The sequence below is a fragment of the Pseudomonas sp. C11 genome, from assembly GCF_034683865.1.
Lineage (GTDB): Bacteria > Pseudomonadota > Gammaproteobacteria > Pseudomonadales > Pseudomonadaceae > Aquipseudomonas.
On the sequence record NZ_JAWIIP010000004.1, the window covers coordinates 211,513 to 225,891 of the forward strand.

The following is a 14,379-nucleotide window of genomic DNA, read 5'->3' on the forward strand; positions in this document are numbered from 1 at the left end:
CGAGCAACCTCAACGACGCCTCCAGCTCGAACAGCCAGTTGGCCAGCGACATGAACCAGGCAGCCGGTCGCCAACGCGAGGCAGTGGAGCTGGTCTCCACCGCGTTCAACGAGATGGTTGCCACCGCCAACGAAGTGGCCCGCTCCTGCAGCAGTGCAGCCGGCGCTGCGGAAGATGGCTATCGCCGGGTAGCCGAAGGCAAGCAACAAATCGAAGTCACCACCGGCAAGGTCAACCGCCTCGGCAGCCGCTTGAGCGAATCGTCCCAGGCGATGGTCGAGCTGGAAACCGGCAGCCGCAACATCAACCAGATCCTCGGCACCATCCGCGCGATTGCCGAGCAGACCAACCTGCTCGCGCTCAACGCCGCCATCGAGGCCGCCCGCGCGGGCGACCAGGGCCGTGGTTTCGCGGTCGTGGCGGATGAGGTGCGCGCCCTGGCCAAGCGTACGTCTGACTCCACCGGCGAGATCGACCAACTGCTCAGCACCCTGAGTGAAAAGACCCAGGAAGTGTCGCAGAAGATGGAAAGCTGCCTGAATCTATCCCAGGAAAGCGTGTCGTCCATCGAGCAGGCCAAGGACAGCTTCGAAGGCATCGAAACCTCGGTCAACGAGATCCGCGATCAGAACCTGCAGATTTCGGCTGCGGCCGAAGAGCAACACAGCGTCGCCGAGGAGATCAACCGGCATATCCAGCAGATCTACGACGAAGCCCGCCAGGTTGAAGGCCTGGCCATCTCGGCACAGGAAGACTCTGGCAGGCTTTCCCAGCTCTCCCAGGAGCTCAATGGCCTGGTGGGCCGCTTCAAGTCCTGACAAGGTCAGCGGTGAGGGTCAGCATCTGCGCCCTCGCCGGGCATGGCGCACATAACTGGGCAAGCGTGTTCGATGGCAGGTGCGTTTCTGTGCAGAGAGCCCTGCCAGCCTCTGCATCAGTTGCAGTGACGAATGGATTGAAAAGATGACGAGCAATGACCAAAGAAGCCGCATGCAAACTGAAGCGCGCCCCCTACCTTCACAGCAGCAGCAAACCAAAGAGCATGCTGAGTTCGTGCAACAAAAGGTCGCTGCCGCCAGGGCATCGGTAGAAACGGGGCGTGGCCGAACCAACGCTGAAGTCGAAGCTGAATTCGCCGCTCGCCGTGAGTACCTAGCCAGGGTTCACTCACCGATCCAGGGATAGCGCGTAGCTTCAACTCTTACGCGCTGATGCGCCGGTACAAGCTATACACGCCAGCAAATAGCAAAGCACCCCAGTGCTAATGCAGCGCATCCAGTTGATGAGCGCAACCTTGAGTTCGAGGTCTCTGCTGGCATAGCTAAGAGAGGTATTTTCCAGAAGCTGATTTCTGAGTTCATTTGCCTTCGCTTCCACATCACCGCTGCGATATAGACTCTGGATCTCGGCCAGATAGCGCTGGACTTCAGGAGTTGAGGCTAGGTGCTTACGAGATGCGTCGTGAATGGCCTTATCTGCACCGACACTGAGCAAGACCATAAAGTAGATGCCTGCAGCAACGAACAGCTTTCTCCAGCTTGGCTTCAGCGCTTTCAGGAACATCCTTGCCTCCCTCGCGTTTGGCGTCGATTCTCGACACTTCTTCGACACCTTGCGTGCCGCAGATAGCAAAAGCCCCGAACTGCAAAGCAGTTCGGGGCTTTTCTGTATGGCGGGAAGATAGGGATTTGAACCCTAGGTGCCATTGCTGACACAACGGATTTCGAATCCGTCCCGTTCGACCACTCCGGCATCTTCCCAAGCGGCGCGCATGATAACAGCTCAATGCGCTTTGGCGAAGCTTATTTTGAAAAAATTTCTTGTTCTATCAGTCGCTTGTGAAAGGCCGAGGATTGTTCGGCCTTTCCTTGGCTCGCTTCAGCGCTTTCAGGCGGTGAGGCGGGTCAGGGCTTCGCGGTATTTGTCGGCGGTTTTCTGCGCGACATCTGCCGGTACGGCCGGGGCCGGGGGCTGCTTGTTCCAGCCGGTGGATTCCAGCCAGTCACGCACGAACTGCTTGTCGAAGCTCGGCGGGTTGCTGCCTTCAGCGTAGCTGTCGGCCGGCCAGAAGCGGCTGGAGTCCGGGGTCAGCACTTCGTCCATCAGGGTCAGGGTGCCGTCTTCGTCCAGGCCGAATTCGAACTTGGTGTCTGCGATGATGATGCCGCGCGTGGCGGCGTATTCGACCGCTGCGCTGTACAGGGCGATGGCGGTGTCACGCACTTTGGCAGCCAGTTCAGCGCCGATGATGGCCTCGCACTGCCCGAAGCTGATGTTCTCGTCGTGGTCGCCTACGGCGGCCTTGGTCGAGGGGGTGAAGATCGGTTGCGGCAGCTTGGCCGCTTCCTTCAGGCCGGCCGGCAGGGCGATGCCGCAGACGGTGCCGCTCTTCTGGTACTCCTTCCAGCCGGAGCCAACGATGTAGCCGCGCACGATGGCTTCCACGGCGACCGGCTTGAGGCGCTTGGCAACGACTGCACGGCCTTCGACCAGCGGCAGCTCGGCTGCCGAGACCACGTCTTCGACCTTGTCGCCGGTGAAGTGATTGGGCACCACGCCGGCCAGCTTGTCGAACCAGAAGTTGGAGATGGCGGTAAGGATCTTGCCCTTCTCCGGGATCGGTTGCTCGAGGATCACGTCGAATGCCGACAGACGATCGGTCGCCACCATCAGCATGCGCTTGTCGTCGATTTCGTAGAGGTCGCGAACCTTGCCCGAGTAGATCTTCTTCAGGCTCAGGGTGGTAGGTGTGCTCATGTCGGCATTTCCGTTTCTGAGAAACAAAACAGGCGAAACCCTGTACGGGTTTCGCCTATCGCTGATCGGCTGGCCTGGGCCTGTTAGCCGAGGTTGTCCTGAAGCAGGTTCAGGATGCGGCGCGCGGTGTCGGACGGCGCCACGGTGTTGAGGTCTTTGTCCACGGTCACCTGAACGCTGTCGCCGACGGTGGTCAGGCGTACCTGATAACGCTCGGCGCGGGCCTCGATCTCTTCCTTGCTCGGCTCGCTGCCAAACAGACGACCGAAGAAGCCGGGCTTCTCGTCACGCTTCTGGGCACCCTCCGCCAGGTTGATGTAGTACACACCCAGGCTACGGTTGAGGTCGTCGACGCGAATGTCGGCCAACTCCAGCGCACGCCCGACGCCCGACCAGGCGCGGTCGAAATCGGCGCCCAGGTTGAGTACCGGGTTGCCGTTGCCGTCTGCGCTCAGGCTGACACGGCTCGGCGCGTCATAGTCGCGAGCGGCGAGCAGGGAGACCGAACCGCCCTGCTCTACGCTGCGCGCCATGCTGACGAGCATTTCGTCGAGCAGAGCCCCTTCAAGGCTGGCATTACCGCCAGCGGTGAAGGCGATGTCGGCGCTGCTGCCAGCCGGACGCTGCACACTGCTGACGAACACTTCACTGGTGTTGCGCTGCACACCCGGCTCGATACGGACGCGCACACGGGTCTCGGCGTCTGCATCGACGCCGGTCACGCGACTGCTCAGGCGACGAGCCATGTTCGCGGAAAGGTCATCGAAGCGCTGCCAGGTGGTGGTGAACTCGCCGACCTGCGGACGCTCTTCGGCGATACGGAAGCCGTTGTCCTCGAAGAACTGACGCACCAGCGGCCAGACTTCGGCCGGTACACGCTGAGCCACGACCCAGCGCGAATCACCACTGCGCTGCAGGCTGAACTCGCGCTCATCGGCGCGCACCTGCAGGGCCATTGGGCGCGGCACCTCGAACTCGCCAGAGGTCTGAGTGTCGCTGGGCACCTGCGCCGGAACCGGCAGCAGCGGGTCAAGGCGTTTGGCATTGACGTCGGCAGGCAGCTTCATGGGCGCGGTTTGACGCGCCTCCAGGTAGTCGCTGCCACGATCACGGAAATAGCCATTTTCACCCCAGAGCCAGCCACAACCGCTGGTGCTGGAGATGATCAGAGCAAGGGCGGAGAATCCGGCCAGTCGCTTCATGCGTAGAATCCTTAGGTTAAGCCAGTACACCGCACTGGCGCATGGCCTGGCGCAGCGGTTCGTGACAACGCGGGCTGAGCCAGGTCAGCGGCAGGCGGATGCCATCGCCCATCATGCCCATTTCGTGCAGCGCCCATTTGACCGGAATCGGGTTGGATTCGAGGAACAGGGCCTTGTGCAGCGGCATCAGACGATCATTGATGGCACGTGCGATGGCGGCTTCGCCACGCATGGCAGCGGCGCAGAGATCGCTCATGGCGCGCGGGGCGACGTTGGCGGTCACCGAGATATTGCCCTTGCCGCCGAGCAGCATCAGCTCGACTGCAGTGGCGTCGTCACCGGAGTAGACGAGGAAGTCCTTGCCCACACGATCGAGTACGTCCTGGGCACGCTGCAGGTCGCCGGTGGCTTCCTTGATGCCGATGATGTTGTCGATCTTGGCCAGACGCTCGACAGTCTCCGGCAGCATGTCGCACACGGTGCGGCCCGGCACGTTGTAGAGGATCTGCGGGATGGCCACGGCCTCGGCGATGTGGCGGAAGTGCTGGTACAGGCCTTCCTGGGTCGGCTTGTTGTAGTAAGGCGTCACCAGCAGGCAGGCATCGGCGCCGACTTCCTGGGCTGCGCGGGTCAGTTCGACCGATTCACGGGTGGAATTGCCACCGGTGCCGGCGATCACCGGAATGCGCCCGGCAACCTGTTTGACCACGCGCTTGATCACTTCGATGTGTTCACCCACGTCCAGCGTGGCGGACTCACCCGTGGTGCCGACCGCGACGATGGCATTGGTGCCCTCCTGCAGGTGGAAATCCACCAGTTTGCTCAGGGCGTCCCAGTCCAGATCCCCCTGCGCATCCATGGGCGTGACCAGTGCCACCATACTGCCCGCAATCATGCAACCGCTCCTGCCGGAAAAATTGAGCCGTAATGGTACTGGCGCCTCTTGTCCGGCACAAGCAAGTAACACGGCCTCGGTCTGTCCGTTTGCCGAGCCCGCTCGGCGCACTCGGCATTCCCCTAGGCGGCGCTTTTCGCTACCCTTCTGCCTTTGGTTCGTCGCCTTGGTGCCCGGGCCCTTTATCGCTTTAGGAAGGCTGCATGTCCCCCCCCCCCGTTCGCGAACAGTTCCTGCTCATCAGCGCACTTGGCTCCGACGCCATGGGCCTGACCAACCTGCTCAGCCGCACCGCCCACGAGAATCGTTGCGCGGTCATCAGTACCCGCCTCAGCCGCCATGGCGAATACAGCGCACTGGTGCTGCAGGTATCCGGCAGTTGGGATGCCCTGGCCCGTCTGGAGTCCGGTATGCCGGCACTGGCCAAGAAGCACGATTTCTCGGTGAATATGATTCGCAGTGGCGCGGCGGAAACGCGTCCACAGGCGCTGCCTTACGTGGCTTATGTCAGCGCGGTCTATCGCCCGGACATCCTCAACGAGCTGTGCCAGTTCTTCCTCGACCATCGCGTCGAGCTGGAAAGCCTGACCTGCGACACCTACCAGGCACCGCAGACCGGCGGCACCATGCTCAACGCCACACTGACCGTGACGCTGCCAGCCGGCACGCAGATCAGTTGGCTGCGTGATCAGTTCCTCGATTTCGCCGATGCTCTGAATCTGGATGCACTGATCGAACCCTGGCGCCCCCAGAATCCCTGATAGCCGTACGCAAGGAGTTTTTATGTCCGTAGCGCTCGACAAAGCCGCTGCCGATTTCCAGGCCGCCGCCACCAGTGGCCAGCAGATCAAGCTGTCCGAACTGAAAGGCCAGCAAGTGGTGCTGTACTTCTATCCCAAGGACGCAACCCCAGGCTGCACCACCGAGGGCATGGACTTCAGCGCCCGCTTCGAACAGTTCAAAGCCGCCAATACGCTGATCTTCGGCGTATCCATGGACAGCCTGAAAAAGCACGAGAGCTTCAAGTGCAAGCAGGCCTTCCCCTTCGAACTGATCAGTGATGAAGAGCACCAGCTCTGCGACCTGTTCGGCGTGTATCAGTTGAAGAAGAACTACGGCAAGGAATACATGGGCATCGTGCGCAGCACCTTCCTCATCGACAAGGACGGCGTGCTGCGCGAAGCGTGGCGCAACGTCAAGGTCGCCGGGCACGTCGACAAGGTGCTCGCGGCTGCCGAGGCGCTGAACCAGGCCTGAGCCCCAGCAAATGAAAAACGCCGCGATACCCGTGAGGATCGCGGCGTTTTTGTTTCTGGGGTATGTGCACGGCTATCGCATTTTCGCGGCTGAAGCCATTCACTGGGCAGATACCGGCTCGCTCCTTGGCCAGGCGTTGATCACTGCCTTGAACAGGGTCGCCAGAGGAATGGCGAAGAATACGCCCCAGAAGCCCCACAAGCCGCCGAACAGCAGCACCGCGCAGATGATCGCCACCGGGTGCAGGTTGACCGCCTCGGAGAACAGCAACGGCACCAGCACGTTGCCATCGAGCGCCTGGATGATGCCGTAGATCACCATCAGGTAGATGAACTGGTCGCTCCAGCCCCACTGGAACAGGCCGATCAGCGCGACCGGCACCGTGACGACCACCGCGCCGATATAGGGCACCACCACCGACAGGCCCACCAGCAGCGCCAGCAGCGCGGCATAGTTGAGCCCCATATAGGCGAAGGCGATATAGGTGACCACACCACAGATGATGATTTCGATGAACTTGCCACGAATGTAGTTGGCAATCTGCTGGTTCATCTCCTGCGCAACCTGGCTGATCAGGGTGCGCTCGCGTGGCAGATAGCCGCGGAACCAGCGACCGATCAGCTCACGATCCTTGAGGAAGAAGAACACCAGGATCGGCACCAGCACCAGATAGATCATCAGGCTGACCAACATCGGCAGGCTGGAGAGGGAAAACGACAGAGCCCATTGGCCGAACTTGCCCACTTCGCCGCGCATGCTGTCGATCAGCTGCACCACCTGGGCATCGGTGATCAGGTTCGGATAGCGCTCCGGCAACAGCATGAACACGGCCTGCCACTCGGTCGCCATACGCGGCAACTCGTTGAAAAGGGTACTGAGCTGTTTCCACAGCAGCGGCATCAACACCAGCATGAAGACCAGCAGGCCGCTCATGAACAAGGCGAACACCAGCCAGACGGCCAGCGTTTGGGGCATTTTCAGACGCTCCAGCGCATTGACCAGCCCCTGCAGCAAAAACGCCAGCACCAAGCCCGTCAACACCGGTGCCAGCATGCCGCCAAACGTCAGCACCACAGCGAAACCCAGTACCAGCAGCACCGCCAGTACCACCGCCTGTTCATCGGAAAAATAGCGGTAAACCCAATCCTGCAGAACCTTGACCATCAGAAATCCTTTAAAAATCGCTCGCGCTTCGGCGCGAGCCTTGGCCATCAGGCCTTGCGCAACCAGTAGCGATAGACACCCTCTTGCGTCTCTTCATGCAGCAGCTCATGCCCGGCCAGGGTCGCGAAAGCACGAAAATCGCGCTGTGAACCCGCATCGGTAGCGATGACCTTGAGCACGGCACCACTGGCCAGGCGATTGAGTTCGAGCTTGGCCTTGAGCAAAGGCAAGGGGCAATTGAGCCCGGAGGCATCGAGTTCGGCATCGAAAGCCGTTGTGTCTGTCATCGTCTACTCCAATAAAGGGGCTAGGATACCGAACGCTTCCGATCCCTGGCCAGCACAGCACCCAGCCGGCTACAGTAAGCGCTTTCGTCAGACAAGAGCCTCAGTTGCATGACTTTTCTGCGCCCTACCCTGTTGACGCTCGCCTGCATGTTCGCCGCCCACGCCGGTGCCGATGACCTGCCCTCGCTCGGCGACGCCAGTTCATCCATCGTTTCGCCGCAGCAGGAACACCTGCTCGGCCGTGCCTGGCTGGCCCTGCTGCGCGGCCAGGTTCCCCAGCTCGATGACCCACAACTCAAGGAATTCGTCGAAAACAGCGTCTATCGCCTGGCCGAGACCAGCCAGGTACAGGATCGGCGCCTGGAATTCATTCTGCTCAACAGCAACCAGCTCAACGCCTTCGCCGCCCCCGGCGGAATCATCGGCGTCAACGGCGGCCTGTTCCTCTATGCCCAGACCGAAGCCGAATACGCCTCGGTTCTGGCACACGAACTGGCGCACTTGTCGCAGCGCCACTTCGCGCGCGGGGTCGAAGCCCAGCAGCGCATGCAGCTACCGCTGATGGCCGCGATGCTCGCCGGTATCGTCGCTGCTGCGGCCGGCGCTGGCGATGCCGGCATGGCCACGATCTTCTCCGCCCAGGCGGCAGCCATTCAGGAGCAGCGGCGCTTCTCCCGCCAGAACGAGCAGGAGGCGGATCGCATCGGCCTGGTCAATCTGGAGCGAGCCGGCTACGACCCGCGCGCCATGCCGAGCATGTTCGAACGCCTGATGCGTCAATACCGCTACGACGCCAAGCCGCCGGAGTTCCTGCTCACCCACCCGGTGTCCGAATCGCGTATCGCCGACACCCGCAACCGCGCCGAGCAGTATCCGGCCAAAGGCGTGGAAGACAGCCTGCGCTACCAGTTGATGCGCGCGCGCGTGCAACTCACCTACGAGGAAACACCCGGCGTGGCGGCCAAGCGCTTTCGCGCGATGCTCGACGAGAACCCCAAGCTCGATGCGGCACGCTACGGCCTGGCACTGGCACAAATGAAGAATGGCCAGTTGAGCGAGGCCCAGCAAAGCCTGCAGCCGCTGCTCAAAGGTACGCCCGACGACCTGACCTACAACCTGGCGCAGCTCGAGCTGGACATGGCGCAGAACCATCTGGACGACGCCCAGCGCCGCCTGAATCATCTGCTGCCCCTCTACCCTGGCAGTTATTCGCTGCAGCAATCGCGCATCGACCTGCTGCTCAAGCAACGTCGCATCCAGGATGCCGAGCGCGCCCTGGATGAGCTGCTGAAGTCTCGCGACAAGGATCCGGACGTTTGGTACCAGGTCGCCGAGGTACGTGGCCTGAGCGGCAACACCATCGGCCTGCACCAGGCCCGCGCCGAATACTTCGCCCTGGTGGGCGATTACAAACAGGCGCTGGAGCAACTGGACTTCGCCAAGCGCCGCGCCGCCAACAACTTCCAGCTCGCGTCGCGCATCGATGCTCGCCAGCGCGAACTGGAAGACGAGAAGCGCATGGTCGATCAGATGCTGCGCTGATTCGCGCTAGCCGTTCACGGCGAGGGCGCAGCGGCATGCTGCGCCCTTTTCGTTTGCGCCTGGGCATCCCAAGCGCGTCCGGTAAAGCCGTAGCCGTCTGAATCTCAAAGGCCGCAATGAAAAACGCCGTGCCCATGGGCACGGCGTTTTGCTGAGCCATCCGCGCCAATGGCGCGGGATGATCAGTGAGCCAGCAGCGAACCGCCCTTCTTGCCCGCCAGTTTCTCGGGCTTGATCAGGAAGCGCGCCAGCGCCGGCAGCAGGAGCATGGCGCCGAACATGTTGACGATGAACATGAAGGTCAGCATCAGCCCCATGTCGGCCTGGAACTTGATCGCCGAGAACATCCAGGTCGCCACGCCGATGGCTAGGCACAGACCGGTGAACAGCACCGCCTTGCCGGTCGATTTCAGCGTCTGGTAGTAGGCTTCCTGCAACGGCAGCCCGGCACGCAGGAAGCTCTCCAGGCGGCTGTAGATGTAGATGCCGTAGTCCACACCGATACCCACGCCGAGTGCGATCACCGGCAGGGTCGCGACCTTCATGCCGATGCCGAGCCAGGCCATCAGTGCGTTGCCGAGGATCGAGGTGAGGATCAGCGGCAACACGATGCAGATCATCGCCGGGATCGAGCGGAAGGTGATCAGGCACATCACCGCCACCCACAGATAAACCAGCGACAGCATCAGCAACTCGGAGGTAGAGATCACCTCATTGGTCGCTGCCTCGATACCGGCGTTGCCCGCAGCCAGGAGGAACTCCAGGCCATCGCGATTGTGCTCATCGGCGAATGCCTGTACTGCCGCCACTGCGCGCTTGAGGGTCTGCGCCTTGTGGTCTTCGAGGAACAGCAGCACCGGTGCCAGCGAGCAATCGGCGTTGTACAGACCATCGGCACGGGCGATGGAGTTGTTCAGCACGTCCTGGTTACGCGACAGGGTTTCCCACTTCAGGTTGCCCTCGTTCATGCCCTTGATCAGCTGTTTGGACACCGTGACCATGGAAATGGCGGATTGCACGCCGGGCGTGTTCTCCATTCTCCACATCAGCTCATCCATCGCCGACAGCGCATCGTAGCGCGAGCAGCCTTCGCGGTTGGTCTTGACCATCACCACCAGCACGTCGGAGCTGGTCGAGTAGTTCTGGATGATGAAGTCGTTGTCCAGGTTGTAGCGCGAATCCGGCCGCAACTCCGGCGCCCCCTGGTCGAGGTCGCCAACCTGCAGATTCGCCTTCTGGTAAAGGAAGCAACCGACACCCGCCACCAGCGCAATGACCACCATGAACGGCGCCACGGTTGGATGGGCGGCATTCGACAGCAGGCGCCACATGGGTTTTTCCAGTGTTTCTTCACGCTTGCTGCGGGCGACGGCCCTCTTGCTGATACCGAGGTAGGAAATCGCCACCGGCAGCAGAATCAGGTTGGTGAAGACAATGACCAGAACACCGATGGAGGCGCCAATGGCCAGCTCGTGGATCACGCCGATATCGATGACCAGCAGTGCGATGAAGCCCACCGCGTCCGCCAGGATGGCGATCATGCCTGGCAGGAACAGTTGCCGGAACGTCAGCCGTGCAGCCATCAGCGAGTTTTCCGCGCCACTGGACTGCAAGGCGATCCCGTTGATCTTCTGCACGCCATGGGACACGCCGATGGCGAAGATCAGGAACGGCACCAGCATGGAATACGGGTCGATACCGAAACCGATCAGATGAATCAGCCCCAGTTGCCAGACCACGGCGATCAGGGTGGTCACCAGCACGCCGATGGTGCTGCGGATGCACCAGCTGAACCAGTACAGCAGAGCGAGCGTGATCAGCAGGACGACGGCGAAGAAGCCCACGACCATGATCAGGCCATCGATCAGATCACCGACCTTCTTGGCGAAACCGACGATATGCACCTGCACGTTCGGGTTGAGCGTCTGGTACTTGTCGCGGATCTTCTCTTCCAGCTCATGGGAAAACTGCTGGTAGTCGAGCTTGATCAGCTTGCCCTGGTCGTTCGGATCCGGATAGGACTCCAGCAGCGGCACGTCGACGATGCTGGACTTGAAGTTGTTGGCGACCAGGCGACCGATCTGGCCGGACTTGAGCACGTTGCTGCGCAGCTCGTCCAGGCTCTCGGCACTGCCGTCATAGGTCTGCGGAATCACCTCGCCACCGGCGAAGCCTTCTTCGGTCACTTCGGTCCAGCGCACGCTGGGGCTCCACAGCGACTTCAGGTTGGAGCGATCCACACCATTGATGTAGAAGACCTCGTCGTGGATCTGGCGCAGCGTCTCCATGTATTCCTTGGAGAAAATGTCGCCGTTCTTGGCCTCCACCGAAATACGCACGGTGTTGCCCAGGTTCGCCAGGTCGTTACGGTGCTCCATCATGTTCTGGATGAAGGGGTGCGACAGCGGAATCATCTTCTCGAAACTGGTCGAGGGACGGATCTGCATTGCCTGGTAGAACAGGAAGATGGTGGTCAACAAGCAGAGCAGGATAACCGCCGGCCGATTGTTGAAGATCAGGCGTTCCAGAAAGGTCGCCTTGTTCATTTGATGGTCGGACATCGAACGCTACCCCTTGTTATTGTGCGGCCAGATCGGCACCCGCTGCGGTAGCCAGGCGTACACCGCCCTGCCCCACCAGCACCAACTGACCCTTGTCACCGGCTGCCACGGCGGCCAGGGACTGACGATCCGGACGATTGAACAGACTGAAGCTGCGTCCACCATCGTCGCTGCGCAGCACGCTGCCGCCATTGCCGACGATCACCAGTGAGCCATCGGCCAGGCGCGCACCGCCGGACAGGCCGAACTCCAGCGGGCCGTTACCGGCTCTTTGCAGGGGAATCTGCTGCCAGCTATCACCGAAATCGGTGGAGCGGAACAGGTGACCACGCAGGCCATAAGCCAGCAAGGTAGCCGGCTGATCAGTGCCCATGACACCGAACAGCGATCCCTCGTAGGGTGGCTCCTCGATGCGTTCCCAGGTCTCTCCCCAGTCAGCCGAGCGGAACATCACGCCCATCTCGCCGACCACGAACAACCCACTGTCCTTGACCGCCGCGATGGCGTTGAGATGGTAAGCGTCCTCGTTGTCCAGGCGATCACTGATGTCTTCCCAGCTCTTGCCGCCGTCGAGGGTTTGCAAAAGCGCACCATAGGCGCCGACCGCGAAGCCGGTCTGCAGATCCTTGAACCAGACGTCGAGTAATGGCGCTTCGCGCTCCAGATCCTCGAATTGCTTGGTCCAGGTTTGACCACCATCGGTGGTCGCAAGAATCTGCGCATCGTGACCGACGGCCCAGCCGTGCTGATCATCGACGAAGTACAGGGCGGTGAGCATCTGCCGGGTCGGCACCTTGGCCTGAACCCAGTTCTGCCCCAGATCATCCGAATAGAGGATATGGCCACGGTCGCCAACAGCGACGAGCCGTTTGCCGGTGTTGACCACATCGAGCAGCAGGCTGTGCAGCGCCTTGGGCGACTCGATGGCGAATACGGAAGGTGCAGCGGAGGTTTCTGCGTGCAACGGCATGGCACCAAGGGCCAGCAAGGACATCACACCGCACAGCGAGAGCGCTCGGGTCAGCGGCGAATGAAAACGGAGCGTCAGCTGGCGTTCCTGATTGGACGCACGGCTGCATGGGGTGCGCCGCATGACGGGCTCACTCATAGATTTCCCCCTTTTTGTTATAGGCGGTACTGTCAGTTGACAGACAGCCCATCCTAGCGAGCTTCGGAAAGCCCTGACAATCGGTGCGACGTTATGTTTTGTTAAGGCAAACCCGCGTGATTGAGCGCTATTCGTCAGGCTGATACGAAAAGGCCGCTACTACTGTAGCGGCCTTTTCCTTTAACTACATCGCAATCAGCGTGTACCACGGCGACGCAGGGCGGCCGGTTTGAAGTAACCGTCGTCCGGAATCGGCTGGCTGAAGTCGATGGTGCTGTTCTCCTCGTTGTCGAGGTTCTGCACGTGGTAGCGACGCGCCTGCAGATCGTGGAACACGTCGAGCGCCGTCCAGGTGGTCGGCAGGTCGTAGTAGTTCTTCAGGTAGGCGATGGATACGCGCCACAGCTCACCACGGCCGTCGTACTGATCGACCACAGCGGCTTGCCAGCTGTCCTCGTCGAGGAACAGGGTGCGCTTGGAGTAGATGTGGCGAGCGCCGGATTTCAGCGTGCCCTCGACGACCCAGACGCGGTGCAGTTCGTTGCGGGTGTATGCCGGGTTGATATGGCCAACCTGCAGCAGATCCTTGTACTTAACCTCGGGGCTGGTGACCTTGTAGTTGTTGTACGGGATGTAGATTTCTTTCTTGCCCACCAACTTCCAGTCATAACGATCCGGCGCGCCGTTGAACATGTCGGTGTCGTCGGCGGTACGCAGGCCGTCGGCGGCAGCGATCGGGGTGTCGTAGGCCAGGTTCGGGGCACGACGTACGCGGCGCTGACCGGCGTTGTAACCCCAGGCCTGACGCGGCTCCTTGACCTGATCCAGGGTCTCGTGCACCAGCACCGCACCACCGGCCAGACGTGCCGGGCTGGTGGTGAAGGACAGGTAGTAGAACATGATGTTGTTCAGGCCAGCGAACGAGCCGTTCTGCACGTAGTACTTGAACAGCGCTTCCTGCTGCGAGGTCACCAGGGTGTAGGCACCATTGCGCTGTACCGCGACTTCCGAAGCGCGACGCACCACGTAGGTACCACGGTAACGCGCGATGTGGTTCCACAGCGCCTCGACACCGCTCTGCGGGATCGGGAACGGGATGCCGCCATAGGCATCGGTGAAGCCGTTGCCACCATCGACCAGCTTGGCCGTGGTCGCGTTCTTGATGGTGTTGTCATAGACCCACTGCGGCGCGGAACCGGAGCGACGGGTCTGGTAGACCGGCATCTGGTAGGTGTCCGGATAGGCCTTGAACAGGGCGATCTGGCCCGGAGTCAGGTTGGCCTCGTACTGGCTCAGGTTGGCCGCGGTGATGGTGAACAGCGGCTTGTCTTGCGGGAACGGGTCGACATGGTGATGACCCGAACCTTGATAGCCAGCCGGGGCCTGGGTGATACCGCCAGTCCATTCCGGGATGGTGCCAGCGGCATTGCCGGCTTTTTCGGCACCGAAAGGAGTCAGGGTAGTGCCGAGTTTGGCCGCATCCTGAGAGGAAACGGCAGCCATTGCGCTACCGGCAGAAAATGCCAGGGCAACGGCTACAGCCATGAGCCTGCGCTTGATCAGCATGGTATTTCTCCGTGAGGGATTGCAGCCGGGCGCACCTGGC

At 61.3% G+C, this 14,379-nt stretch carries 13 protein-coding genes and 1 tRNA gene; 4 read left to right on the forward strand and 10 right to left on the reverse strand.

The window, feature by feature from the left end:
• Nucleotides 1–50 precede the first annotated feature (50 nt).
• The gene (locus VC352_RS25385; protein ID WP_416340130.1) at nucleotides 51–818 is read left to right on the forward strand and encodes a methyl-accepting chemotaxis protein; all 768 of its coding nucleotides are present in this window, start codon (nucleotides 51–53) and stop codon (nucleotides 816–818) included.
• A 376-nt stretch (nucleotides 819–1,194) separates the two neighbouring features.
• On the opposite strand, the gene VC352_RS08925 is transcribed toward VC352_RS25385, so the two are convergent.
• The 5 genes from VC352_RS08925 to dapA all read right to left on the reverse strand — a co-directional run bounded on the left by VC352_RS08925 (nucleotide 1,195) and on the right by dapA (nucleotide 4,854).
• Nucleotides 1,195–1,563, reverse strand: coding sequence for a hypothetical protein (locus VC352_RS08925; protein ID WP_322979222.1), 369 nt, complete (start codon nucleotides 1,561–1,563; stop codon nucleotides 1,195–1,197).
• Between the two features lie 107 nt (nucleotides 1,564–1,670).
• Nucleotides 1,671–1,760, reverse strand: a tRNA-Ser gene (locus VC352_RS08930).
• A 127-nt stretch (nucleotides 1,761–1,887) separates the two neighbouring features.
• The gene (locus VC352_RS08935) at nucleotides 1,888–2,757 is read right to left on the reverse strand and encodes a phosphoribosylaminoimidazolesuccinocarboxamide synthase (protein ID WP_322979223.1); all 870 of its coding nucleotides are present in this window, start codon (nucleotides 2,755–2,757) and stop codon (nucleotides 1,888–1,890) included.
• 83 nt (nucleotides 2,758–2,840) lie between these two features.
• On the reverse strand, nucleotides 2,841–3,959 hold the full coding sequence (gene bamC / locus VC352_RS08940; RefSeq protein ID WP_322979224.1) for an outer membrane protein assembly factor BamC: 1,119 nt from the start codon (nucleotides 3,957–3,959) through the stop codon (nucleotides 2,841–2,843).
• 16 nt (nucleotides 3,960–3,975) lie between these two features.
• A complete protein-coding gene (gene dapA / locus VC352_RS08945) occupies nucleotides 3,976–4,854 on the reverse strand; it encodes a 4-hydroxy-tetrahydrodipicolinate synthase (protein ID WP_322979225.1) in 879 nt (292 codons plus the stop codon).
• Between the two features lie 203 nt (nucleotides 4,855–5,057).
• Here dapA and VC352_RS08950 point away from each other — a divergent pair, with 203 nt between their 5' ends.
• Both VC352_RS08950 and VC352_RS08955 read left to right on the forward strand, forming a co-directional pair.
• Nucleotides 5,058–5,615, forward strand: coding sequence for a glycine cleavage system protein R (locus VC352_RS08950; RefSeq protein ID WP_322979226.1), 558 nt, complete (start codon nucleotides 5,058–5,060; stop codon nucleotides 5,613–5,615).
• A 22-nt stretch (nucleotides 5,616–5,637) separates the two neighbouring features.
• A complete protein-coding gene (locus VC352_RS08955; protein WP_322979227.1) occupies nucleotides 5,638–6,111 on the forward strand; it encodes a peroxiredoxin in 474 nt (157 codons plus the stop codon).
• 99 nt (nucleotides 6,112–6,210) lie between these two features.
• Here VC352_RS08955 and VC352_RS08960 read toward each other — a convergent pair whose 3' ends face one another.
• Together VC352_RS08960 and VC352_RS08965 are read right to left on the reverse strand one after the other, a co-directional pair.
• Nucleotides 6,211–7,275 carry an AI-2E family transporter gene (locus tag VC352_RS08960; RefSeq protein WP_322979228.1) on the reverse strand — a complete coding sequence of 355 codons (1,065 nt, stop codon included), beginning with the start codon at nucleotides 7,273–7,275 and terminating at the stop codon, nucleotides 6,211–6,213.
• Between the two features lie 47 nt (nucleotides 7,276–7,322).
• Entirely contained in the window at nucleotides 7,323–7,562 is a 240-nt protein-coding gene (locus tag VC352_RS08965; RefSeq protein WP_322979229.1) for a sulfurtransferase TusA family protein, read from the reverse strand.
• A gap of 108 nt (nucleotides 7,563–7,670) precedes the next feature.
• Between VC352_RS08965 and VC352_RS08970 the strand changes: the two genes are divergently transcribed.
• Nucleotides 7,671–9,104: a M48 family metalloprotease gene (locus VC352_RS08970; protein ID WP_322979230.1), complete on the forward strand. Its 1,434-nt coding sequence runs from the start codon at nucleotides 7,671–7,673 to the stop codon at nucleotides 9,102–9,104.
• A gap of 182 nt (nucleotides 9,105–9,286) precedes the next feature.
• Here VC352_RS08970 and VC352_RS08975 read toward each other — a convergent pair whose 3' ends face one another.
• From VC352_RS08975 to VC352_RS08985, 3 genes are all read right to left on the reverse strand, one after another.
• Entirely contained in the window at nucleotides 9,287–11,665 is a 2,379-nt protein-coding gene (locus VC352_RS08975; protein ID WP_322979231.1) for an RND family transporter, read from the reverse strand.
• Nucleotides 11,666–11,681: 16 nt separating this feature from the next.
• The gene (locus VC352_RS08980) at nucleotides 11,682–12,773 is read right to left on the reverse strand and encodes a WD40/YVTN/BNR-like repeat-containing protein (protein ID WP_322979232.1); all 1,092 of its coding nucleotides are present in this window, start codon (nucleotides 12,771–12,773) and stop codon (nucleotides 11,682–11,684) included.
• Nucleotides 12,774–12,968: 195 nt separating this feature from the next.
• Nucleotides 12,969–14,339, reverse strand: coding sequence for a DUF1329 domain-containing protein (locus VC352_RS08985; protein WP_322979233.1), 1,371 nt, complete (start codon nucleotides 14,337–14,339; stop codon nucleotides 12,969–12,971).
• Nucleotides 14,340–14,379 lie beyond the last annotated feature (40 nt).